The 22,095-nt window shown below is 71.7% G+C and carries 20 protein-coding genes; 6 read left to right on the forward strand and 14 right to left on the reverse strand.

Translation table 11 applies throughout. The features are described from left to right. Window positions 1-26: 26 nt before the first annotated feature. Together ACZ59A_RS12690 and pta are read right to left on the reverse strand one after the other, a co-directional pair. Window positions 27-1,172, reverse strand: coding sequence for an acetate kinase (locus ACZ59A_RS12690; RefSeq protein WP_470957158.1), 1,146 nt, complete (start codon window positions 1,170-1,172; stop codon window positions 27-29). Next, entirely contained in the window at window positions 1,169-3,283 is a 2,115-nt protein-coding gene (gene pta / locus ACZ59A_RS12695) for a phosphate acetyltransferase (RefSeq protein WP_470957161.1), read from the reverse strand. The genes ACZ59A_RS12690 and pta overlap by 4 nt, the downstream gene beginning before the upstream one ends. A gap of 200 nt (window positions 3,284-3,483) precedes the next feature. Between pta and ACZ59A_RS12700 the strand changes: the two genes are divergently transcribed. From ACZ59A_RS12700 to ACZ59A_RS12710, 3 genes are all read left to right on the forward strand, one after another. Beyond that, window positions 3,484-4,509, forward strand: coding sequence for an ATP-dependent 6-phosphofructokinase (locus ACZ59A_RS12700; protein ID WP_470957164.1), 1,026 nt, complete (start codon window positions 3,484-3,486; stop codon window positions 4,507-4,509). A gap of 73 nt (window positions 4,510-4,582) precedes the next feature. Beyond that, window positions 4,583-5,869 (forward strand): hypothetical protein, encoded by a 1,287-nt coding sequence (locus tag ACZ59A_RS12705; protein ID WP_470957167.1) that lies wholly within the window; start codon window positions 4,583-4,585, stop codon window positions 5,867-5,869. After that, entirely contained in the window at window positions 5,860-6,981 is a 1,122-nt protein-coding gene (locus ACZ59A_RS12710) for a hypothetical protein (RefSeq protein ID WP_470957170.1), read from the forward strand. Before ACZ59A_RS12705 ends, ACZ59A_RS12710 begins: the two co-directional genes overlap by 10 nt. Window positions 6,982-6,987: 6 nt before the next feature. Here ACZ59A_RS12710 and ACZ59A_RS12715 read toward each other — a convergent pair whose 3' ends face one another. From ACZ59A_RS12715 to ACZ59A_RS12730, 4 genes are all read right to left on the reverse strand, one after another. After that, entirely contained in the window at window positions 6,988-7,812 is an 825-nt protein-coding gene (locus ACZ59A_RS12715; protein WP_470957172.1) for a carbohydrate ABC transporter permease, read from the reverse strand. A 106-nt stretch (window positions 7,813-7,918) separates the two neighbouring features. After that, window positions 7,919-9,058 (reverse strand): LCP family protein, encoded by a 1,140-nt coding sequence (locus ACZ59A_RS12720; protein ID WP_470957173.1) that lies wholly within the window; start codon window positions 9,056-9,058, stop codon window positions 7,919-7,921. 444 nt (window positions 9,059-9,502) lie between these two features. Next, complete coding sequence (locus ACZ59A_RS12725; protein ID WP_468052124.1) at window positions 9,503-11,599, reverse strand: bifunctional polysaccharide deacetylase/glycosyltransferase family 2 protein; 2,097 nt, start codon at window positions 11,597-11,599, stop codon at window positions 9,503-9,505. A gap of 264 nt (window positions 11,600-11,863) precedes the next feature. Further along, a complete protein-coding gene (locus ACZ59A_RS12730) occupies window positions 11,864-12,760 on the reverse strand; it encodes an RNA polymerase sigma-70 factor (RefSeq protein WP_470957176.1) in 897 nt (298 codons plus the stop codon). Between the two features lie 169 nt (window positions 12,761-12,929). Between ACZ59A_RS12730 and ACZ59A_RS12735 the strand changes: the two genes are divergently transcribed. Beyond that, window positions 12,930-13,415 carry a carboxymuconolactone decarboxylase family protein gene (locus ACZ59A_RS12735; RefSeq protein ID WP_470957178.1) on the forward strand — a complete coding sequence of 162 codons (486 nt, stop codon included), beginning with the start codon at window positions 12,930-12,932 and terminating at the stop codon, window positions 13,413-13,415. Between the two features lie 31 nt (window positions 13,416-13,446). On the opposite strand, the gene ACZ59A_RS12740 is transcribed toward ACZ59A_RS12735, so the two are convergent. Together ACZ59A_RS12740 and ACZ59A_RS12745 are read right to left on the reverse strand one after the other, a co-directional pair. Next, complete coding sequence (locus ACZ59A_RS12740; RefSeq protein WP_470957180.1) at window positions 13,447-14,091, reverse strand: dihydrofolate reductase family protein; 645 nt, start codon at window positions 14,089-14,091, stop codon at window positions 13,447-13,449. 83 nt (window positions 14,092-14,174) lie between these two features. Continuing rightward, on the reverse strand, window positions 14,175-14,750 hold the full coding sequence (locus tag ACZ59A_RS12745; RefSeq protein WP_470957183.1) for a TetR/AcrR family transcriptional regulator: 576 nt from the start codon (window positions 14,748-14,750) through the stop codon (window positions 14,175-14,177). 70 nt (window positions 14,751-14,820) lie between these two features. Between ACZ59A_RS12745 and ACZ59A_RS12750 the strand changes: the two genes are divergently transcribed. Further along, complete coding sequence (locus ACZ59A_RS12750; protein ID WP_470957185.1) at window positions 14,821-15,411, forward strand: dihydrofolate reductase family protein; 591 nt, start codon at window positions 14,821-14,823, stop codon at window positions 15,409-15,411. 80 nt (window positions 15,412-15,491) lie between these two features. On the opposite strand, the gene ACZ59A_RS12755 is transcribed toward ACZ59A_RS12750, so the two are convergent. From ACZ59A_RS12755 to ACZ59A_RS12765, 3 genes are all read right to left on the reverse strand, one after another. Further along, window positions 15,492-15,953 carry a hypothetical protein gene (locus ACZ59A_RS12755; protein ID WP_470957187.1) on the reverse strand — a complete coding sequence of 154 codons (462 nt, stop codon included), beginning with the start codon at window positions 15,951-15,953 and terminating at the stop codon, window positions 15,492-15,494. A gap of 150 nt (window positions 15,954-16,103) precedes the next feature. Next, window positions 16,104-16,943: a DUF1963 domain-containing protein gene (locus tag ACZ59A_RS12760; RefSeq protein WP_470957189.1), complete on the reverse strand. Its 840-nt coding sequence runs from the start codon at window positions 16,941-16,943 to the stop codon at window positions 16,104-16,106. A 64-nt stretch (window positions 16,944-17,007) separates the two neighbouring features. Next, window positions 17,008-17,697, reverse strand: coding sequence for an SDR family NAD(P)-dependent oxidoreductase (locus ACZ59A_RS12765; RefSeq protein ID WP_470957192.1), 690 nt, complete (start codon window positions 17,695-17,697; stop codon window positions 17,008-17,010). Window positions 17,698-17,918: 221 nt separating this feature from the next. Between ACZ59A_RS12765 and ACZ59A_RS12770 the strand changes: the two genes are divergently transcribed. Further along, complete coding sequence (locus ACZ59A_RS12770; RefSeq protein WP_470957195.1) at window positions 17,919-18,665, forward strand: AAA family ATPase; 747 nt, start codon at window positions 17,919-17,921, stop codon at window positions 18,663-18,665. A 20-nt stretch (window positions 18,666-18,685) separates the two neighbouring features. Here the strand turns inward: ACZ59A_RS12770 and rox are convergent, their stop codons facing one another. The 3 genes from rox to ACZ59A_RS12785 form a co-directional block, all read right to left on the reverse strand. Further along, the gene (rox, locus tag ACZ59A_RS12775) at window positions 18,686-20,164 is read right to left on the reverse strand and encodes a rifampin monooxygenase (RefSeq protein ID WP_470957198.1); all 1,479 of its coding nucleotides are present in this window, start codon (window positions 20,162-20,164) and stop codon (window positions 18,686-18,688) included. Window positions 20,165-20,371: 207 nt separating this feature from the next. Continuing rightward, window positions 20,372-21,136: an alpha/beta fold hydrolase gene (locus tag ACZ59A_RS12780; protein WP_470957200.1), complete on the reverse strand. Its 765-nt coding sequence runs from the start codon at window positions 21,134-21,136 to the stop codon at window positions 20,372-20,374. 64 nt (window positions 21,137-21,200) lie between these two features. Then, window positions 21,201-22,064, reverse strand: coding sequence for an NAD(P)H-binding protein (locus ACZ59A_RS12785; RefSeq protein WP_470957202.1), 864 nt, complete (start codon window positions 22,062-22,064; stop codon window positions 21,201-21,203). Window positions 22,065-22,095 lie beyond the last annotated feature (31 nt).

Consider the following 22,095-nt stretch of genomic DNA (forward strand, 5'->3'; position numbering starts at 1 on the left):
AGCGCGAGTCGAAGCCGAACCGAAGGTTAGTCGCTGACCAGATCGAACGTCTGGCTGGCGATCTCCAGCTCCTCGTCGGTCGGCACCACCGCCACGGCGACCCGGCTGGTCTCCGCGGAGATCAGCCGCGCCGCGGAGCCGCGCACCGCGTTGCGCACCGCGTCCACCTCGATGCCGAACGCGGGAAGATCGCGCAGCGCGGCCTCCCGCACCGCCGCGGAGTTCTCCCCGACACCGGCGGTGAACGCGATGGCGTCCAGCCGCCCCAGCACCGCGGTGTACGCGCCCACGTACTTCCGCAGCCGGTGGATGTAGATGTCGAACGCGAGCTGCGCGGCCGGGTCGCCCTCGCCCATGCGGCGGCCGATCTCGCGCATGTCGTTGTCCCCGCACAGCCCGAGCAGCCCGCTGCGCTTGTTGAGCAGGGTGTCGATCTCGTCGATCGACATCCCGCCCACCCGGGACAGGTGGAAGATCGCCGCCGGGTCCAGATCGCCCGCGCGGGTGCCCATGACCAGGCCCTCCAGCGGGGTCAGCCCCATGGAGGTGTCCACGCACTCCCCGCCGCGCACGGCGGAGGCGCTGGCGCCGTTGCCCAGGTGCAGCACGATCGTGTTCAGCTCGGCGACGTCCTTGCCGAGCAGGTCGGCCGTCGCCCGCGAGACGTACGCGTGCGAGGTGCCGTGGAAGCCGTACCGCCGCACCCCGAACCGGTCGGCGGTCTCGGCGTCGATCGCGTACCGGGCCGCCGACTCCGGCATCGTGGAGTGGAACGCGGTGTCGAAGACCGCGACCTGCGGCAGGTCCGGGCGCAGCGCCCGGGCGACCTTGATGCCGGTGACGTTCGCCGGGTTGTGCAGCGGGGCCAGCGGGATCAGCTTCTCGATCTCCTCGACCACCTCGTCGGTGATCAGGGCGGGCTCGGTGAACCGGGTGCCGCCGTGCACCACCCGGTGGCCGATCGCCGCCAGCTCGGGCGAGTCCAGGCCCAGGCCCTTGCCCGCCAGCTCCTCGGCGACCTGTTTGAGCGCGGCCGTGTGGTCGGCGACGGGGCCCTCCCCGATGCGCTCCACCAGGCCGGAGGCGAGCCGGGTGCCGTCCGCCATGTCCAGCAGCTGGTATTTGACGGACGAGGAGCCGGAGTTGAGGACGAGGACGCGGGAGCCGTTCACGCGGGCTGCACTTTCTGTGTCGGGTCGGCCGGGACGGCCGGAGGGGTCTGGGACTGGGCCTGCACGGCGGTGATCGCGACGGTGTTCACAATGTCGGACACCATCGCCCCGCGGGACAGGTCGTTCACGGGCTTACGGAGGCCCTGGAGCACCGGGCCGACCGCGACGGCGCCCGCCGAGCGCTGCACGGCCTTGTAGGTGTTGTTGCCGGTGTTGAGGTCCGGGAAGATCAGCACGGTGGCCCTGCCCGCCACCTCGGAGTCCGGCAGCTTGGTCGCCGCGACCGCCGCGTCCACCGCGGCGTCGTACTGGATCGGGCCCTCGACCAGCAGATCCGGGCGGCGCTCGCGCACCAGGTCGGTGGCCTTGCGCACCTTGTCGACGTCCGCGCCGGAGCCGGAGGTGCCGGTGGAGTACGACAGCATCGCGATCCGCGGCTCCACCCCGAATTGGGCGGCCGTGGTCGCCGACTGGATGGCGATGTCGGCCAGCTGCTCGGCGTCCGGGTCCGGGTTGACCGCGCAGTCGCCGTACACCAGCACCCGGTCGGCCAGGCACATGAAGAAGACCGACGAGACGATCTGCGCGCCCGGCGCGGTCTTGATGATCTCGAAGGCGGGCCGGATGGTGGCGGCGGTCGAATGCACCGCGCCGGAGACCATGCCGTCGGCCAGCCCCTCCTGGACCATGAGCGTGCCGAAGTACGAGACCTCGGCGACCACGTCGTACGCCAGCTCGTAGGAGACGCCCCGGTGGGCGCGCAGCTTCGCGTAGCTCTCCGCGAAGCGCTCCCGCAGCGGCGAGGTCTGCGGGTCGACGATCTGCGCCTCGGCGAGCTGGATGCCCAGCTCGGCGGCGCGCTTGCGGATCGCCTCCTCGTCGCCCAGCAGTGTGAGGTCGCACACATCGCGGCGCAGCAGGACGTCGGCGGCGCGCAGCACCCGCTCCTCGGTGCCCTCGGGCAGCACCACCCGGCGGCGGCCGGACCGGGACCGCTCGATCAGCTCGTGCTCGAACATCATCGGGGTGACCCGGCCGGAGCGGGCCACCGCGATGCGGTCGGTCAGCGCGGCGGTGTCCACATGGCGCTCGAAGAGGCCGAGGGCGGTCTCGGCCTTGCGCGGCGCGCCCGCGTTGAGCTTGCCCTCGATGGCGAACAGCTCGGCCGCGGTCGGGAAGGAGCCGCCCGCCACCGCCGCCACCGGGGTGCCGGGGGCCAGCCGGGACGCCAGCGCCAGGATGTCGGGGCCGGGCCGCTCGTCCAGGGTGAGCAGGACCCCGGCGATGGCGGGGGCGCCCGCGCTGTGCGCGGCGAGCGAGCCGACGATCAGGTCAGCGCGGTCGCCGGGCGTCACCACGAGGCAGCCCTCGGTGAGGGCGGGCAGGAAGTTGGGCAGCATCGCGCCGCCGAAGACGAAGTCCCGGACGTCCCGGGAGAGTCCGGCGTGATCGCCGAGCAGCACGTCGGCACCGAGGGTGCGCACGATCTGCGAGACGGTGGGCGCGGACAGCGCCGGGTCCTCGGGCAGGACGTAGCCGGGCACCGGAAGCCGGGTGAGCCGCTCGGCGATCTCCGCGTGGTCGTCCGGCACGGCCCGGTTGACGACGACGGCGACGACGTCGCAGCCCTGTGCGTCGTACGCGCGGTAGGCGTTGTGGGCCTCCGCGCCGACGGCCTCGGCGCTCTGGTCCTGGCCGCCGACGACCGTGATCACCGAGGCGCCGAACTCGTTGGCGAGCCGGGCGTTCAGCCCCAGTTCGTCCGGGAGGCTGGTGTCGGCGTAGTCGCTGCCGAGGACGAGGACGTACTCGTACTCCCTGGCCACCTCGTGGAAGCGGCCGACCAGCCGCGAGACCAGCTCGTCGGAGCCCTTCTCGGCCTGGAGGGCGGCCGCCTCCTCGTAGCTCATGCCGCTGGCCGAGGCGGGCGGCTGGCTGAGCCGGTAGCGGGCCCGCAGCAGATCGAAGAGGCGGTCGGGGTCGTCGTGCACCAGGGGACGGAAGACGCCGACCCGGTCGACATGGCGGGTCAGCAGCTCCATGACCCCCAGCTCCACGACCTGGCGGCCGTCACCCCGTTCGATCCCGGTCACGTACACGCTGCGCGTCACGCGTGCTCTCCGTTTCCTCGGCATTTTCCTTACATGCATCCTTCGGACACAAATTGGCCGTTTTCGGTGGCCCAGTCCTCTTGACAATACCTGCGGCCAAAGTTAAGGCGCTCGGCAGCATGGGGGACACAGCATCACCCCGCCCATGAAACAATCGGACTGGCTCACATCTACCCGTAGGGAGCAGGAGACACAGCACGATGCGCATCGGAGTTCTCACCGCGGGCGGCGACTGCCCCGGCCTCAACGCTGTGATCCGCTCGGTGGTCCATCGCGCGGTCGCCGGTCACGGAGACGAGGTGATCGGTTTCGAGGACGGCTTCAAGGGGCTCCTCGACGGCCGTCACCGCAAGCTCGACCTGGACGACGTGAGCGGCATCCTGGCCCGGGGCGGCACCATCCTCGGCTCCTCCCGTCTGGAGCGCGCCCGGCTGCGCGAGGCGTGCGAGACCTCCAAGGACCACGCCCGCGACTACGGCATAGACGTGCTGATCCCGATCGGCGGCGAGGGCACCCTGACCGCCGCCCGGATGCTGTCGGACGCGGGGCTGCCCATCGTCGGCGTCCCCAAGACCATCGACAACGACATCTCCTCCACCGACCGCACCTTCGGCTTCGACACCGCCGTCGGCGTCGCCACCGAGGCCATGGACCGCCTCAAGACCACCGCCGAGTCGCATCAGCGGGTCATGGTCGTCGAGGTCATGGGGCGGCACGCGGGCTGGATCGCCCTGGAGTCCGGCATGGCGGGCGGTGCCCACGGCATCTGCCTCCCGGAGCGGCCCTTCGAGGTCGACGGGCTGGTCAAGATGATCGAGGAGCGCTTCTCGCGCGGCAAGAAGTTCGCGGTCATCTGCGTCGCCGAGGGCGCGCATCCCGCCGAGGGCGCGATGGACTACCAGAAGGGCGAGATCGACCAGTACGGGCACGAGCGGTTCGCCGGAATCGGCAACCGGCTCGCGGCCGAGCTGGAGCGGCGGCTCGGCAAGGAGGCCCGCCCGGTCATCCTCGGCCATGTGCAGCGCGGCGGCACGCCCACCGCGTACGACCGCGTGCTGGCCACCCGCTTCGGCTGGCACGCCGTCGAGGCCGCCCACCGCGGCGACTTCGGCATGATGACCGCGCTGCGCGGCACCGACATCTCCATGGTGCCGATCGCCGAGGCGGTCACCGCGCTGAAGACCGTCCCGGCCCACCGCATGGACGAGGCCGAATCCGTCTTCTGAGGCACCGCCTGTACGGTCCCCGCCTGACCCGTGGGGACGGAGTCGAGCGGGGGGTGAGTGGAGTTACCGGCGGATGGGCGGGTTAACGGACCGTGTGTGGCTGCGCTACGCGCTCCTCTTCTTACTGATCACCGCACTGGTCACCGGTGCGGTCATCGCGATCGGCGGCAACGGCGGCGGCCATCTCGACGCCAACCGCGACCAGTTACGCAGGGCCTGCGACGGCGCCCTGCCGTACGGCGACCTCGAACCGCTGGTGCGGGACGCCCGGCCCGGTGAGCTGCGGCAGCACGGCACCATGCTCGCTCCCGGCCAGGACAGCCGCTCCCTGCTCGACTGCTCGCTGACCTGGGGCGGCGGCAACGGGGTCCGCGTCCACGCCGAGGCGCTGGTCTCGGACGTGCCGCAGGGCATGGAGACGCGCCAGATCGTGAACCCGGGCCAGGGCGGCACCTTCACGGCCCCCGGCACCACCGGCCGGTACGGCGCCCGGGGCGCCTGGCTGGTCGCCGACTGCCGGAGCGGGCTGGACGGCCGGGTCCGGCCGACGACCGATCTGTACGTCACCGCCAAGGTCACCGACGGAGACGCGGGGCAAGCGGGCCGGGCCGACCGTACGACCGCGCTCACCGGCTTCCGTACCGCCGTCCACGTCGCCAACGCCATCACCCGGGCGCAGCGCTGCGGCGGGCGCCCGCTGGACCCGCCGTCCCAGGTCGTGGCCACGGCCCGGGACCGGGACGACGGCGTGACCGGCCCCGCCGCGCGGCGATGCGACTGGATCAGCCCGTCCTCCGTCCCGGGGCTCAGGCCCGGGGCATGGGCCACCCACGGCGACGCACAGGACTCCACCGCCCTGAGCGCCTGCACCGGCGACTGGGACCCGGACGCCCGGCCCAACGCGGGCGCCACGCCGCGGGACTGGCAGATCACCGGGGTCGAGGCGGCCAGCTGGACGGGGGTCCTGGGCCGGTCCGCGTACGACTCGTACGAACGCGAGGGCCATGTGCCCGGCTGGGGCGCGGACGAGGAGAACCGGCTCGTGAACGACGGCCCCGACAGCCCGGAGGCGGGGGAGGACCGGGTGGACCGTGTCCCCTCCTACCTCACCCATCCCCAACTCGCCCTGTGGGCCCAGTCGGTGTGCGGCGGCCGGGTCACCTACCACCGCGTCTCGGTCCTGCCCCGGCTGCGCATACCCGACGGCGAGACCGTCCCGCTCGGCCCCGCGCGGCGCGCCGCGCTCGCCGAGACCGCGCACACGCTGCTGGCCCGCTATCTGGGCGCCGACGGCGGCTGGCCGAAGGCGGCGGGCTGCCGCGACACGAAGGTGCTCGGAGAGGTGGAGGAGTGGCACTGACCACCGGCCCGCGGTCGCTGCTCACCCAGCGGCAGGTACGGGGCATCTCGGCGGCCGCGCTCGCGCTGGCCCTCCTCACCGGCGTGATGGTCTGGTTCGCGGGCAGCGACGACCGGGCGCTGGACGAGGCGTGCGGCGGGGCGCTCGCGGCGGACGAGGTCCGCTCGGTGCTCGGCGACAGCGGCGTGGACGTGACCAGCAGCACCGAGGGCGCGTTCGGCGGCGACCACGGCACCTCCCTGGCGGTGCGCTGCGCGGTGACCGCCGAGGGCAGGGGCCGCGTCGACGTCACCATCTCCGGGGCGCCGCGCCCCCGCGCCGAGTACGGCACCGGCGAGCTGTACACCGCCGTACCCGCGCACGACACCCTCCCCGCCCCGATCGGGCACGGCTGGTCCGGCCTCTTCGCCACCGACAACGCCCGCCAGGGCGACGCGGGGGACGGCAAGGCGACGGCGGCCGTGCTGCTCGGCTGCGCCGGGGGCGGCCGCAGCCTGCTGATCACCGTCGAGACCGCGCTCGGCGGCGCCACCCTGGACGACCCCGCAACCCGCCCCTCCTTCGTCCGCACCGCCACCGCCACCGCGCGGCGGGCCGACGACCGCTGGAACTGCGGCGCCCGGCTGGGCAAGCCGGTCGGCAGCGTGGACCTCCCGGTGAACGAGGACGAGTACGAACCGCTGCTCGGCGCCACGGGCACCTGCGGATCCGTCCCCACCGCCGCCCGCTCCGCCGTCTCCACGGCCCGCGAGACCGCCCGGGCCCGCGCCCCGCGCGAGATCTGCGCCCTCGGCGCCCGCGACGGTTCGCCCCGCTACCGGCTGGACGCCTACTACGGGCCGTACGCGGAGGAAGCCCGCGCCCAGTACGCCGGTCACGGCGAGGGCGTCACCCCCGCCGAGAAGCCCGCCGGACGGCTCGGCCGGAGCGCGTACTGGGCGGGGGCGGACTGCCCGGACGGCGCGCCGCGCGCCCTGTATCTGATCCGCGCGGACGACGCCGACGGCGACGCCCGCGCCCGCCCGGACCTCGACTACGAACGCGCGGCCCTGTCCGCCTTCGCCGCCCGCTCGGCCCGGGACCACGGCTGCGCGGCGCCCGTCACCCCTTGAGGACCGTCACCCCTTGACGGCGCCGCCGAGCGTGAAGCCGCCGCCGAGCCGCCGGGCGATGAGCACGTACAGCAGCAGCACCGGGGTGGAGAAGAGGATCGAGAACGCGGCCAGCTGCCCGTAGACGATCTGCCCGTGGTTGCCGAAGAAGGTGAAGATGGAGACGGACGCCGGGAGTTGTTCGGGGGAGAGCAGCAGCATGAAGGGGACGAAGAAGTTGCCCCACATCATGATGAAGCTGTAGATCGTCACGACCGTGATGCCCGGGCCCATCAGCGGCAGGATGACCCGCGTCAGGCTCTGCGCCCAGGACGCGCCGTCCGTCCAGGCCGCCTCCTCCAGGATCACCGGCACGCCGTCCATGAAGTTCTTCATCAGCCAGATGGCGAAGGGGAGTTGCGAGGCGGCGAGGAAGAGCGCGGTGCCGGACATGGTGTCGATCAGGTCGACCTGTACGAAGAGCCCGTAGACCGGGACCATGATCGCGGTGATCGGCAGACACGTCGTGAACAGCACGGTCATCAGATACGGCCGCACCATGCGGGAGCGGAACCGCGACAGCGGATACGCGGCGAGCGCCGCGCACGCGACCGTCAGCGCGGTGGCGCTGCCGCACAGCACCAGGCTGTTGAGCATCGGCGTGAAGGTGATCTCGTCGGTCCACACCGCCGAGAAGTTCTCCAGCGTCGGGGTGCCGGGCGCCGAGACCCGTAACGTCGCCTCACCGTCGACCGAGGCCAGCACCAGCCAGGCCAGCGGGAGGACGAAGGCCGCCGCGACGACCAGCAGCGCGGCGTCCGCCGCCAGCCGACGGCGTGAGAGCACGGACACCTCGGACCTCCTCGCGCGCTCGCGAGCGCAGTCGATGAGCGCCGTCGATCAGCGTTCCGTCCATGAAACCGTCCGCCCCGCCGGGAGGGGAAGACGGCGGCACCCCCTAACGCTGCACCGCCGCCGCCGGGCGCCCGGGCAGGGACGCGGGCACGTCCACCGGCTGATCCTCGCGGATCTGGTCGAAGAGCCGCTTCGCCTGCGTGGTGTCCCACTGCACGGCGCTGCCCTTGGAGGTACGGAGGTTGGTGTTGGACACCGGGACGTTGAGCTGCTTGCCCGCGCCCGAGGTGACGCCCTTCATCGCCTGGAACAGGGACATGAGGGTCTGGAGGTTCATCGTCTTGTCCACGATGAGCGTGTCCAGCCCCGCGCTGACGGTCGGGAAGGCCGCGAACGGGTTGGCCAGCACGCCCGGGGTGGCGGCCTTCTTCGCGAGGGCGGCCAGGAACTTCTGCTGGTTCTGGGTGCGCCCCAGGTCGCCGTTGGCCTCCTGCTTGCGCTGCCGGACGAAGGAGAGCGCCGTGCCGCCGTCGAGGGTCTGGCAGCCCTTCTTCAGGTCCAGCCCGGACTTCTCGTCCTTGATGTCGCGGTCCACACACATCCGTACGCCGCCGACCGCGTCCACGATGTCCACGAAGCCGCCGAAGCCGATCTCCGCGTAGTGGTTGATGTGCAGTCCCGTGTTGCGCTCGATGGTCTGTACGAGCAGATCGGGACCGCCCCGCGAATAGGCCGCGTTGAGCTTGTTCTGCTCCTCGCCGTAGCGCTTGCCGGTCTCGGGGCGGACGTACGAGGGCACTCTCACCCAGGAGTCGCGCGGCAGGCTCATCATCGTGGTGCCGTTGGCGCCGGTGTGCAGCACCATCATCGAGTCGGTACGGCCGCCCTCGGCCGAGCCGGTGCGCAGGGTCTGCTTGGCCTGGGCGGACAGCCCGGCACGGCTGTCGGAGCCCACGATGAGGTAGTTGGTGCCCTTGCCGAGCGGGGGCCGGTTCGCGGACTTGTCGAGGTCGACCTGCCGGTTCATCTGGGTGTCGGCCCAGATGTACGCGCTGCCGGTGGCGACGAGCAGCGTCGACACGACGACGATCGCGAGGCGGGTGAGGCGGCGGCGTCGGCTGAGCGGCTCTCTGGGGGCACGCCGCCGCAGGACGGGAGGCTCGGCGTCGTCCTCGTACGGCGCCCGCGGGGCGGGGGCCTCCGGGCGCCACAGCCCGGCGGCGGTCCGGACCGGCTGTGTCACGCCCGGAAGCCGCTGGGTGGCTCCCGGCCCCGGTCCCGGCCTCGCCCCCGGTCGCCCTGGTCCCGGCCTTGGTCCCGGCGGGGCGACGCCCGGAACCGCCTGAGTGGACCCCGGCCCCGGCCCGGCGGTGCCCGGGGTCGGCGGCGGAGGCGGCGGTGGTGCGGGAGCGGGCGGCACCACGGGGAACGACTCGGTCGGCGCGTTGGCCGTCTCCCGGGCCTGCGCCGCCTCTCCCGTCTCTCTCGTCCGCCCCGTCCCCCGCGTCGGCTGCTGAAGGTACGCCGCCGTCCCCCGCTGCTGCTCGCCCGGGGTGATGTGGCTCGGTGGCACCCCGCCCTCGTTCGCGTCCGCCCACCCGTCCCGCCGGTCACTCATGGGGGCAGCCTCCCTTCGCATGGAAACGTCCGTACGCCTGCTGACTACTGATACGGCCGCGGGCGCCCGTTATCTCGATGTCAGGCTCTGGTACGCGGGAGCTGTGCCCAACGTCTCGCCCGCCGTCCCGGAGCGCTGGATGCGGTGCCACTTCAGCCGGGCCCCGAGCAGCAGGGCGACCACGGACTGGATGACCACCAGATACATCAACTGCCGGTAGGCGAAGAGCTGGAAGGGCAGCGACCACAGGGTCCGCATCCGCTCCCCGTCCAGCCGCAGCGCGTACCCGGCGCACACCACCTGGATCCCGAGGTAAGCGAGCCACACCCCGGCCGACTCCGTCGGGTTCTGGAAGAGGATCCCGTACAGCGCGAACAGGTCGATCACGGGCGCGAGCAGCGGCAGCACGACCTGGAACAGCGCGAGATAGGTCAGTCCGCGGCGCCCGAAGCGCCCGTCCGAGCCCCGGGCGATGACCGCGCGCCGGTGCTTCCACATGGCCTGGAGGGTGCCGTAGCCCCAGCGGTAGCGCTGCCGCCACAGCTGGCGCAGCGAGGCGGGGACCTCGGTCCAGGCGACGGCGGTCTCCTCGTAGACCACCCGCCAACCGGCGCGCCACAGCGACATCGTGAGGTCGGTGTCCTCGGCGAGGGTGTCCTCGCTGACCCCGCCGACCTCCATCAGCGCCTTGCGCCGGAAGGCCCCGATGGCGCCCGGAACGGTCGGCATGCACTCCAGCACCTCGAACATCCGGCGGTCGAGGTTGAACCCGAAGACGTACTCCAGGTGCTGCCAGCGGCCCAGCAGGCTGCGCCGGTTGCCGACCTTGGTGTTCCCGCTCACCGCGCCGATGTCCTGCTGGGCGAGCGGCTGGATGAGCTGGCGGATGGCGTCCGGTTCGAAGACGGTGTCGGCGTCGACCATGACCACGATGTCGTGCTTGGCGTGCGCCAGCCCGGAGTTGAGCGCGGTCGGCTTGCCCGAGTTGGGCTGACGTATCACCAGCACCCGGGAGTCGTTGCTCGCGGCGGCGATCTCGGCCGTCCGGTCCGTCGACCCGTCGTCGATCACGATGATCTGGAGCTTCTGGTGGGTGGAGGCCAGCAGCGAGCGGATGGTCCCCTCGATGCCCGCCTCCTCGTTGTACGCGGGCACCAGCACGGTCACCGGCTCGTTCACCACCGGGGGCGGCAGGTCCTCCGGCCGGTAGCGGGTGAGCCGCCGGACATGGGCGCGGGCGAACACCACGAGCAGCACCAGCCGCAGCACACCCAGCGCGCCCGCGATGCCCAGCACCCACGTCATGATGGTCACGAAGGCGCGGCCGACGGCCGCGAGCCAGATCAGGGCGGTGCCCTGCCAGCGCTCCACGGTGGACGACCGGGTCTCCACCGGAGGCACCCCGAGCCCGCCCGTGACGGTGGTGAACCGCTGCACCCGCGGGTTCTTCAGCAGCTGTTCCGTCTCCTGGTACGCGGTGTCCGTCTGGGACAGCTGCCGGACCAGCCCCTGCGACGGCCGCCTCGACGGCTTGTCGGCGGCGACCAGCGCGTACCCCTGCGCGGCGACGCGGCGCGCGGCCTGCCACTCGACGCCGCACAGCGTCTCCACGTCGGTGGTCAGCGGCATCCGCATCAGCCGCGGCTCGGCGCCCACGGTGCCCGCGAGCGCCGACTCGGTGAGCGACAGTTCCATCGAGGAGCGGACGGAGGACGCGGTGCCCATGTCGGCGCCGGTGTAGGTGTTGGACCCGATCTCATGGCCCTCGGCCCTGATCCGCCGCACCAGCTCCGGGTGCTCGGCCGCCTTGGAACCGTTGAGGAAGAACGTCGCGCGTGCCTTGTTCCGGCGCAGCAGGTCGAGGATGCGCGGCGTCCACTGGGGGTCGGGCCCGCCGTCGTAGGTGAGCGCCACCGTCCCGGCGGGCATGCTCGCCGTTCTCACCTGGCCGTTGTTGATCTGCACCACCGGGCCGCCGCCGACGATGTCCTTGGGCACCGGGCTGGTGCAGGCGGGCCGCGACTTCGCCGCGTCGACCTCGTGCGTGGTCCAGCCCTGGAACATCAGCAGGCCGAACATGACGGGCAGGATCAGCGAAAGCAGCAGCCAGTGCGCGCGCGGGTCACGGGACCGCTTGTGTCGGCCTCCTCGTATCGGGTGGCTCATCGGCTGGATCGTCCCCCAGGGTCAGGGTCGCATGAGCCACGGCCGCCGTGGCACGTCTTCGGTCGGTGATGGTCGGGCCGCCTCACGCGGCCCGGACGGTCTCACCGTAGTGACGAGCGATCACCGGCCCGGCCGAACCGGCGGCAACGGATAAGAATCCGCCGACGGCGCACTCCGGGACCGTCCGATCCCGTATCGTCTGTCGGCGGCCCGGCCATGGCCCCCGGAACGGACCCGGAATCCCCCCGGATCTCCCCGGATCGCTCAGCGGCGCAGGGCCGTCTCCTCCCGCATGTGCGAGAGCTTCTCGGGGTTGCGCACGGCGTAGAGCCCGGTGATGAGGCCGTCGTCGATGCGCACCGCCATGACGGTGTCGACCTCGCCGTCCTGCCGGAGGATCAGCGCCGGGTGGCCGTTGACCTGGGCGGGCCGCAGCGACCCCATGGCCGCGATCCGGCCCAGTCCGGCGGCCAGCAGGCGGCCCACCTTGTCGGCCCCCACGACGGGCCGCGGGACGGCCTGCTTGATCCCGCCGCCGTCGCCGAGGAAGACGACGTCGGGCGCGAGGATGTCGAGCAGGCCCTGCAGATCGCCGGTCTCGGCCGCCCGCTGGAACGCGTCGAGCGCGTCGCGGGTCTCGGCCGGGGACACCGCACCGCGCGGGCGGCGCGCCGCGACGTGCTCCCGCGCCCGGTGCGCCACCTGGCGGACCGCGGCCGGGCTCTTGTCGACGGCTTCGGCGATCTCGTCGTACCCGAGGGCGAACACCTCGCGCAGCACGAACACCGCCCGCTCGGTCGGCGTGAGCGTCTCCAGCACCAGCAGCATCGCCATCGAGACGCTCTCCGCCAGCTCGATGTCCTCGGCCACGTCCGGGGCGGTCAGCAGCGGCTCGGGCAGCCAGGAGCCGACGTAGGACTCCTTGCGGCGGCCGAGCGTACGCAGCCGGGTCAGCGCCTGGCGGGTGGTGATCCGGACCAGATACGCACGCTGATCCCGTACGGCGTCGAGATCGACGCCCACCCAGCGCAGCCAGGTCTCCTGGAGGACGTCCTCCGCGTCGGCGGCCGAGCCGAGCATCTCGTAGGCGACGGTGAACAGCAGATTGCGATGGGCGACGAACGCCTCGGTGGCAGTGTCCTGCGCGTGCTCGCTGTTCACCGGCTGCTCCTGCCTGCTCTCTCTCCACGATGTCACGCGCACAAGACGCCGGTCGCGGCTGCCGTGTGACACCCATGGCCGGTGGCGCACGTCACACGGCCGCCGCGTCACGGGGCGCGGGCCGTCGGCATCTCGTGTCCAGCGCACCACCACGAGAGAGGACACCACCATGGACACCCGCTTCAACCTCTTCGAGAACGAGTTCGGCGCCAAGTTCGCCAAGCGGTTCGCCAATGCCGGACTGCTGATCCACCAGTCGTCGCTGCCGAAGTCCACGCAGGAGCTGGTGTCGCTGCGCGCCAGCCAGATCAACGGCTGCGGCTGGTGCATCGACATGCACACCAAGGAGGCCGCGGCCTCCGGAGAGACCGCGGTCCGGCTCCACCTCGTCGCCGCCTGGCGCGAGTCCACCGTGTTCACCGAGGCCGAGCAGGCCGCGCTGGCCCTCGCCGAAGAGGGCACCCGGCTCGCCGACGCCCAGCTCGGGGTGTCCGACGAGACCTGGGCCCGGGTGCGCGAGCACTACGACGACGATCAGATCGCCGCGCTGGTCTCGCTGGTCGCCCTGATCAACGCGGCCAACCGGCTCGCCGTGATCGTGCACCAGCGGGGAGGCTCGTACGAGCCCGGCATGTTCGCCGCCGCGACCAGCTGACCCATGCGTGCGCGCCCGGCCCGGGATCGTGTCACTTCCGCCAGAACAGGTGGTGCGTCACGCCGCTCGGGCTGGGCACGACGTCGAGGTGGTACCGGTCGAGCAGCTCGTCGGGCGACTCCCACAGCCGCGTCCCCGACCCGATCCGTACCGGCGAGACCGCCACATGCAGGGTGTCGACAAGGTCGGCGTCGAGGAACGCCCGGACGGTCGTGGCCCCGCCGCCGAGCCGCACGTCCTTGCCCCGCGCCGCCTCCCGCGCCTGCGCGAGGACCGCGGCCGGGTCCCCGCCGACGAAGTGGAACGTGGTGTCGGAGAGCGTGAACGAGGGGCGCGGGTGGTGCGTCATGACGAACACCGGGGTGTGGAACGGGGGCTCGTCACCCCACCAGCCCTGCCACTCGTAGTCCTGCCAGGGCCCGCGCTGCGGCCCGAACTTGTTGCGGCCCATGATCTCGGCGCCGATGTTGTGGGCGAAGTCCCGCGCGAAGTAGTCGTCCAGCCCGCGGCTCCCGCCGGGGTCGGTGCGCCCGGGCCAGCTCGCCGTGGCCCCGGCCCAGGCCATCAGCTCCCCGGGGTCGGCGTCGCCGAACGGCCTCTCCAAGGTCTGGTGCTCACCGGCACCGAATCCGTCCCGCGAGACGGTGAAGTTCTGGACTCTCAGCAGCTGGGTCATGCGGCTCGCTCCTCCTGTGGGTGTCGACGATGATTGGACCGCCCGGCCCGGCAAAACTCATCGCCGCCACCGCTTCCTGGGTTTCACGGCGTCACAATGCGCTCGACGGCGGCCGCGACGAGGGCGTCCCGCTCGGCTTCCGAGAACACGTCCGGCAGGGTGAGCTGCTCCACGATCAGCCAGTTGAGCGCCAGATACAGCAGCCGGACCGCCGTCGCGTCACCGGGCAGGCCGGACTCCTCGTGATACGCCACGTTGGCCGCCATGTCGGCGCGGACGCGCTCGGTCAGCACCGTGCGCAGGGCGGGCCGCCGGGTGGCCTCCAGGCGGAGTTCGAGGAGCGCCAGATAGCCGGTGCGGAAGGCGCTGATCCGGCCGACCAGCTCGCGCATCAGCGCCGCGTACCCCTCCCGGTCCCGGGTGCTCGCCCGCTGCCGGGCGATGGTCGCCTCGTCGGGCTGGAGCCGTTCGTAGACCCGGGCCCCGGCCTGGGTGAGCAGATCGTCGCGGTTGGCGAAGTAGTTGGAGGCCGTCCCGGCGGGCACGGCGGCCTCGGTGTCCACGGCCCGGAAGGTCAGCCCGCGCGCGCCCTCCGCGGCCAGCACCTCGATGGCGGCGTCGACCAGGGCCGCCCTTCGCTCGTCGTTCCTGCGCACCATTGACACCACTCCATCTGTAGTACTACATTCACACCGCTCTCAACAGAGTACTACGACTGGAGTGGTGTGAATGCGAGAACTCGTCTACTACGTCGCCGTCAGCATCGACGGCTATATCGCCGGGCCCGGCGGCGAGTACGACTTCTACCCCTCGGGCGACGAGGCCCAGACCGCCGCCTACATGGGGTCGATGAACACGCGCTACCCCGAGACGGTCCCCACCGCCATGCGCGCCGCCCACGGCCTCGCCGACGCGCCCAACCCGCACTTCGACACCATCCTGATGGGCCTCGGCGCCTACCGCCCGGCGCTGGACGCGGGCATCACGAGCCCGTACGCCCACCTGCGCCAGTACGTCGTCTCCAGCACCCTCGGCCCCAGCCCCGACCCGGCCGTGACGGTGGTCGGCACCGACCCGCTCGCCCTGGTCCGGGACCTCAAGCGGGAGGCGGGCCAGGACATCTGGCTGTGCGGCGGCGGCCGCCTCGCGGGCGCCCTGCTGCCCGAGATCGACCGGCTGATCGTCAAGAGCTACCCGGTGGTCGCCGGATCCGGAATCCCCGCCTTCCACGGCGAGTTCGACCCCACCGTCTTCCGTGTGACCGACCGCGAGTCGTTCGACAACGGCGTGACGGTCACGTGGTTCACCCGCCACCGCTGACCCGGACACCACAACGCCCCTCCGCTTCCCGTCGTCGGGGAAGCGGAGAGGCGCTTCGTGCGGCCCGGGCGACGCCGGGGTTATGCGGTGACGCTGACGGCCGAGAGGCAGGACTCCCAGTCGCCCTTGACCACGCAGACCTTCATGGTGTGGTGGGAGCCCTCGGCGAGGTTGCCGGTCTTCCAGGCGCTCCAGTAGGGCGAGCCGTGACCGCGCGTCGAGGCCACGCGACCGGTGTCGAGGCGGGCCTCGACCCCCAGACCGTCGGCGCCGCCGTCATAGGCGATGAGGGCGTCACCGGGGTCGGTGGCACCGTCCCCATTGATGTCGCCACCCGGGTCCTGGCTCCATATGCCCGTCCCGGCGTAGGAGCCGTCGGCGTAGATGTCCACCGCGATGTACGGGCTCTGGACCACCTGCGATCTGAGCACGTAGCTGAGCTTGGGCTTGCCGTCGTCGGCCTGGGCAGTGGCCTGGGTGGCCGTCACCGCGCCCAGAGCGAGCAGACCGGCGACGCCCGCCTTAAGAATCTTTCGAGTCATATATCCCCCTTGTGTCTCGAAATACCCACTGAGTATCAGCGAGCACCATGCTTAACCGGGCGCTCACGTGCAACAAGTCCGATTCCGGTCACCGGTGACGGAGGTATAGGACATTCCGCTGCTGACTGTGAATGGCCTATGAGGGGGCTGTCACCAGATGTCCGGGGTCGGGATGGCCCGGCTGAAGCCGCCTGCCCGCAGGGCCTCGGTGGGGATCGACCAGTGCATCCAGCCGCCGTCGCCGCCTATGTGCCACTCGCCCTGCCCGGACAGCTGGAGCAGGTGGTGGTAGAGGTTCGGGTCCGCGTCGTCCGGCAGGAACGGTGCGCTGCCGGTGGGGTATTCAGGTCGGCCGAAGGCGATGTCCTCGGAATCGAGCGCGCCCGGCCGTTCCGACCACTCGGTCAGCAGGCCCTCCAGGTGCATGGCGGGCATGGCCCGGGCCATGTCGTCGGCCTCGGGCCCCAGGTCGAACGTGTCCCAGGCGGGGTCAAAGGAGTCGGGGAAGGCGAACCCGGGCGACGCGGCCCACGGGACCGGGTCGAAGACGCTCGACCGGGCGGGCGGGGCCGTCTCTACGGCGTGTGTGGAGCGGGCCGGGATGACCCGCCCCACCTGCGGGTCGGTGCAGTCGTACTTCAGCGACAGCTTCATGGCGGCCGGGTCCGCCCTCTCGGAGTCGCTGTCGAGGGCGAAGAAGTTGAGCAGCCCCGTCCCGGCCGGGAGGACGTCGTCGAGCCACGGCGCCAGGGCGTCGGTGTCGAGGACGGCGAGCAGGCTCAGCGGAAGGCCGTCGCAGGTCGGCCACGCCGTACCCGGTTCGAGCATCGCCCGCCCCCCGAACCGACTGTGCCCGGCGGCCTCGCCGGGCCCGGCCTCGGTGAGCGCGAACCCCGGCCGGGCGAGGCGGACGAAACGGTCTGCGAGGTCCGCGCCGAGACGTTCGGCGCAGAAGTCGCGCAGGGCGGTGAGCGTGGCGTTCGGTTCCATGCGGGGATTCAAGCAGCCACGTATGACACCGCGTGGCCGAGGCCGGCCGCCGTAACGACGCCGTCTACCAGGGGATCGGGCCCGCCGCGTCGAAGTAGCCGCCGGTCGGGCCGTCCGGCTTCAACTGAGCCATCCGGACGATGATCTCGGCCCCCTGCTCGACGGTCTGCGTGCCCTCGTGCCCGTTCAGATCCGTCGCGGTGTAGCCGGGCTCCACGGCGTTGATCCGCATCCGCGGGTACGCCTTGGCGAACTGCACGGTGAGCATGTTGACCGTGGCCTTGGAGGCCGGGTACGCGACCCCCGGGTACCCCTTTCCGGCCTGGGCCAGCGAGGCGGTGCCGCTGCTGACGTTGACCACCACCGGGGCGGTGGAGCGCTCCAGCAGCGGCAGGAAGGCGTGGGTCACCCGGACCAGGCCGAAGACGTTGGTCTCGAACACCTCCCGCATCACGTCGGCGGTCAGCTCCCCGGCGCGGATGATGTCGCCCGCGGGCGAACGCACCTCGATCCCGGCGTTGTTGACCAGCACGTCGAGGCCGCCGGCGGCCTCGACGGTGGCGACCGCGGCGGCGACCGACGCGTCGTCGGTGACATCGAGCTGTACGAACCGGGCGCCGAGCGCGGCCGCGGCCGCCCTGCCCCGGTCGGCGTCGCGCGCTCCCAGGTAGACGGTGTGTCCCTCGGCGAGCAGGCGGCGGGCGGTCTCATGGCCGAGGCCCTTGTTGGCCCCGGTGACTAACGTTGTCGTCATGGGGCTCAGCCTCCCTCCGGGCCGAGGTGATCGGCCACTGGTTTACGACCGCGACCGGGCTCATGGAGGCTTCACCGAGCGCCGCGACACGGCGATGCGCAGCCGGGCTTGGCCGCTCTTCGGCTGAGCATCGTGCTGCCTGGCCGATACGCTGGGCAGCCCTGCGGCCCAGCGGATGTCGCTGAATGGAGGCTGCCGGCCGAGCTACGACCAGGAGCGCTGTGTTCGTCGACCGGGTATACGTACCGGAGGGCCTGGCGCCCGGCCCTGCCGAGCGCGGGCGGTGGCCGTTCACCGTGCCTGCCGTGGCCCAGCTCCTCGAAGAGGATCTTGCTTTCACCCGGCCGGTGACGTTCCTGGTGGGGGACAACGGTTCGGGCAAGTCGACTCTGGTCGAGGCGGTCGCGGAGAGCTTCAAGCTGGACGCGTACGGCGGGCGTCTGGCCCGGGTCACCGGTCGGCCCGATGCGACGAGGACTCCGCTGGGTGAGGTGCTGCGGGCGGACACCACCCGGGCCGGGGCACGGATGCTCGCCGGGCCCCGCAAGAACAAGAAGGGGTTCTTCCTGCGGGCCGAGACCGCGTTCGACATGACCGAGAACCTCGGCGGCGTGCCGGGTTACTGGGACGAGGACACCAGCCGCATGAGCCACGGCGAGGGCTTCCTCACCATGTTCCGCGCCATGTTCGCCGCGCCCGGCTTCTACGTCATGGACGAGCCGGAGGCCGCGTTGTCCTTCACCTCCTGCCTCCAGCTCGTCGCGGTCATGCACCAGCTCGGCGAGAGCGGCGCCCAGGTCGTCTGCGCCACCCACTCGCCCATCCTCGCCAGCACCCCCGGCGCTGACATCATCGAAGTCGGCGATGACGGCTTCCACCGGGTGAATTGGGAGGACCTGGAGGTGGTCGACCATTGGCGTCGCTACATGAGCAACCCGACCGCCTACCTGCGGCACATCGTTCCGTGATCGCCGCCCCTGCCACGGAATCAGCTGGCGGGCTTGCCGAACCAGCGGGAGAGGTGGTGGTCCAGGTCCTGCTGATCGTCGCCGATCCAGGCGACGTGGCCGTCGGGGCGCAGCAGGACGCAGGGGACATCGAGTGCCGCGGTGGCGTCCGAGAGGTAGTCGACCCGGTCCGACCAGCCGCCGACGGTCAGGCGTTCGGTACGGTCCAGCAGCAGGCCGCGGCCGCGATGCAGCAGACCGTAGACGTGGCCGTGTTTCACGTCGATGTCGGGCAGGCGGCGACCGAGCAGGTCGGGGCCTTCGCCGAAGTCGTAGCGGATACCGATCGCGGTGATCTTCTCGATGAGATGCCGGTTCACCTCGTCGAAGTCCATCAGTTCGGTGAGCAGTCTGCGCACGGCCTGCGGGCCCGGTTCGGTGGAGAGCAGTTCCCTCTGGGCGCGGGTGTTGTCCAGCACGTCCTCGGCGACCGGATGGCGTTCGGCCTGGTAGGTGTCCAGCAGCGGTTCCGGCGCCCAGCCGCGGATTTTCGCGGCCAGTTTCCAGCCGAGGTTGAACGCGTCCTGAACGCCCAGGTTGAGGCCCTGGCCGCCGGTGGGTGGGTGGATGTGTGCCGCATCGCCGGCCAGCAGCACCCGCCCGACCCGATAGCGTTCGGCCAGCCGGGTGGCATCCCCGAAGCGGGACAACCAGCGCGGGGAGTGCACGCCGAAATCGGTTCCGGCGATGGCGCGCAGCTGCTGTTTGAAATCGTCGAGGGTGGGTGGCTCCGCGCGGTCGCTGACTCCCGCGGCGGGGACGACGACGCTGTAGACCCGTCCGCCGAAGGGCCTGAGCCAGAACCGCCTATCGGTCGCGCCGATTTCGGCCACCTTGGCGGCGATCTCTTCCTGCTGCGCACCCACTTCCATCTCGCCCATCAGCGTCTCGGTCCGCGAGGGCTCGCCGGGGAAGCCGACGCCGAGCAGTTTGCGCACCGTACTGCGCCCGCCGTCACAGCCGAGGAGATAGCGCGAACGCAGCCGCTCGCCGTCGGCCAGCTCGACGGTCACACCCTCGTCGTCCTGCTCGAAACCGGCCACCGCACAACCACGCCGGACCTGTGCGCCCAGTTGGGTCGCATGCTCTTCGAGCAGGCGAACGATGACCGGCTGCGGGATGCCCAGCAGATAGGCGTGCGCGGAATCCAGGCCCTGGGGCGCTGGCTTGTTGATGGCGGCGAAGAATCCGGCGGCCGGACGCTGCCTTCCGTGTTCGCGCATGCGGTCCAGCAGTCCGCGCATTGCCATCAGCTCGACACTGCGAATGTGCAGACCGACGATGCGGACGAACGACACGGGCTCGGTTTCCTTCTCCAGAACGAGTACCCGCACATCGTGCAGCCGCAGTTCGGCGGCCAGCATCGCGCCGGTCGGTCCGCACCCGGAAATGATCACGTCGAAGTCGTGCTCAACCGCATCGTTCGTCGACGGTTCGGCGGTGAACTGTGGAGAGTGCATAGGTGTGGCCTTTCGGGAGTGCCTGTGGTGGAGGCGCTCCCGGCGACACCTACGTCAATCGCCGGCCGTGACGGGAAAGGGGGAGCACCCACGTCGATACAGCGTTCATGGGTCTCACCTCCTCGGGCGATGTCACGGTCGACTTGAAGCTATAAGCCCGAGCATCACCCCGTCCAATCATTTTCCCAGCCATGTGATCACCGTGGGTCAGAGACAGGCGGCGGCCGTGGCGCGGGCGAAGGCGTCGGGGTTGTCGAGCATGATGTTGTGGCCGCAGTCCGGGACCGGGATCACGGAGACACCCGCTTCGGCGAGCGCGTCCGCGCCGGGGAGCGGCCCGTTGGCCTCGGGCAGCAGGTAGGTGCGGGGCAGCTTCAGGTCCAGCAGGAGTTCGCGCATGGTGGGGACCGTGCCGCGGGTGAGGTTGACCGCGCTGCGGTGCAGGGCCTCGCGGCCTGCCAGGCGCATGGTGGACCACCAGTGGGGGCCGACCCGGTCGCGGACCTCCTCCCAGCCACCGGCCAGGAACTCCCGCTCGGAGTAGGCGGCGATGCCGCTGCTGCCGCCGGAGCCGGGCACGCGGGGGATCGGGTCGAGGTTGGCGTCGACCAGGACCAGGCGGGAGACCAGGTGCGGGTGCCGGGCGGCGAGGACGATGGCCACCGAGCCGCCCATGCTGTGGGCGATCAGCTCCGCACCGGTGACCGCCGCCGAGTTCAGCGCCTCGGCGAGGGCGTCGGCGTGCGCCTCCAGGGTGTAGTCGAAGGTCGTCGGGCGGTCGCTGATGCCGTGACCGAGCAGGTCGATGAGCAGGGAACGGTGGCCTGTCAGCAGCGGGTGGAGCGCGATCTCGGCGAAGTAGGCGGGCGAGGTGGCGCCCAGACCGTGTACGTAGACGCGGGAAGGTTCCCGCCCCGGCAGCTCGGCCCAGCGGATCTGGTCGCCCTCGGTCGTCACGGTGGCGCTGCGCACAGTTCGGCTCCCCTGTCGGCGGATCGGTAGGAGGACGAGAGTAGACGTCGGCGGCCGGTGTCGGTCATGCGTTCAGCCGAGTCTTCAGTACGTCCAACAGGGGTGTGGCTGGCCGCCCCAGCAGGCGGGCGAGCGTGGGGTTCGCCGGGGCGAAGTCGCCCCGGCGGCTTGCCGCGAACAGGCCGACGAGCATGTCGGCCTGGGCCTCGGGCAGGCCGTGGTGCAGCAGGCGCGCGCGGTAGTCGGCGTCGGAGACGACGACCCTGCGGACCGGACGGCCCGTCAGCCGGGTGGCGAGGGCCGCGACACCGGCCAGGTCGATCGCCTCGGGGCCGGTGAGCGCGGGGGTCGGTCCGTCGAGGTCGCCGCCGCCCGCGGTGAGGGCGAGTGCCGCCGCCTCGGCGAGGTCGGCGTGGTCGGTCCAGGCGACCGGGCCGTCCTCGGGGGCGATCAGTTCGCCCGTGTCGAGGGCGGCGCCGAGCAGCATCACGGTCGTCGCGGCGTAGAAGCCGTTGCGCAGCGAGGTGAAGGGGGCGCCGGACTTCCGCAGCGCCGCCTCGGTGGCGGCGTGATCGGGCATCGGGGCGAAGGGCGAGGACGGGTCCGCGCCCATGTGGCTGGTGTAGAGGATGCGGTCCGCCCCGGCCGCCGCCGCGGCCTCGATCGCCGTGCGGTGTGCGCGTAAGGCCGCCTCGCCGGTGGTGTCCGTGGAGACGATCAGGACCTGCGAGGCGCCCTCGAAGGCGTGGGCGAGGCTCGACGGGTCGGTGAAGTCGCCCCGGCGGACGCGTACGCCCCGGTCGCCGAGGTCTCGCGCCTTCTCCGGGTCGCGCACGCTGACGCCGATGTCCCCGGCGGGGGCGCGTCGCAGCAGCCGCTCGGTGACCGCGCGGCCGAGCGTGCCGTTGGCGCCGGTGACGATGATCATGGCGAACTCCTCAGCTGTTTCCAATGATAAC

Source organism: Streptomyces sp. NPDC040405, assembly GCF_055595765.1.

Excerpts from the sequence above, each read along its gene's own strand:
- ACZ59A_RS12745 (WP_470957183.1), bottom strand. The coding sequence starts at position 14,750 with ATGGTGCGCAGGAACGACGAGCGAAGGGCGGCCCTGGTCGACGCCGCC.
- ACZ59A_RS12765 (WP_470957192.1), bottom strand. The coding sequence starts at position 17,697 with ATGACGACAACGTTAGTCACCGGGGCCAACAAGGGCCTCGGCCATGAG.
- ACZ59A_RS12700 (WP_470957164.1), top strand. The coding sequence starts at position 3,484 with ATGCGCATCGGAGTTCTCACCGCGGGCGGCGACTGCCCCGGCCTCAAC.
- ACZ59A_RS12750 (WP_470957185.1), top strand. The coding sequence starts at position 14,821 with ATGCGAGAACTCGTCTACTACGTCGCCGTCAGCATCGACGGCTATATC.
- ACZ59A_RS12735 (WP_470957178.1), top strand. The coding sequence starts at position 12,930 with ATGGACACCCGCTTCAACCTCTTCGAGAACGAGTTCGGCGCCAAGTTC.
- ACZ59A_RS12740 (WP_470957180.1), bottom strand. The coding sequence starts at position 14,091 with ATGACCCAGCTGCTGAGAGTCCAGAACTTCACCGTCTCGCGGGACGGA.
- ACZ59A_RS12705 (WP_470957167.1), top strand. The coding sequence starts at position 4,583 with ATGGGCGGGTTAACGGACCGTGTGTGGCTGCGCTACGCGCTCCTCTTC.
- rox (WP_470957198.1), bottom strand. The coding sequence starts at position 20,164 with ATGCACTCTCCACAGTTCACCGCCGAACCGTCGACGAACGATGCGGTT.
- ACZ59A_RS12725 (WP_468052124.1), bottom strand. The coding sequence starts at position 11,599 with ATGAGCCACCCGATACGAGGAGGCCGACACAAGCGGTCCCGTGACCCG.
- ACZ59A_RS12785 (WP_470957202.1), bottom strand. The coding sequence starts at position 22,064 with ATGATCATCGTCACCGGCGCCAACGGCACGCTCGGCCGCGCGGTCACC.
- ACZ59A_RS12755 (WP_470957187.1), bottom strand. The coding sequence starts at position 15,953 with ATGACTCGAAAGATTCTTAAGGCGGGCGTCGCCGGTCTGCTCGCTCTG.
- ACZ59A_RS12760 (WP_470957189.1), bottom strand. The coding sequence starts at position 16,943 with ATGGAACCGAACGCCACGCTCACCGCCCTGCGCGACTTCTGCGCCGAA.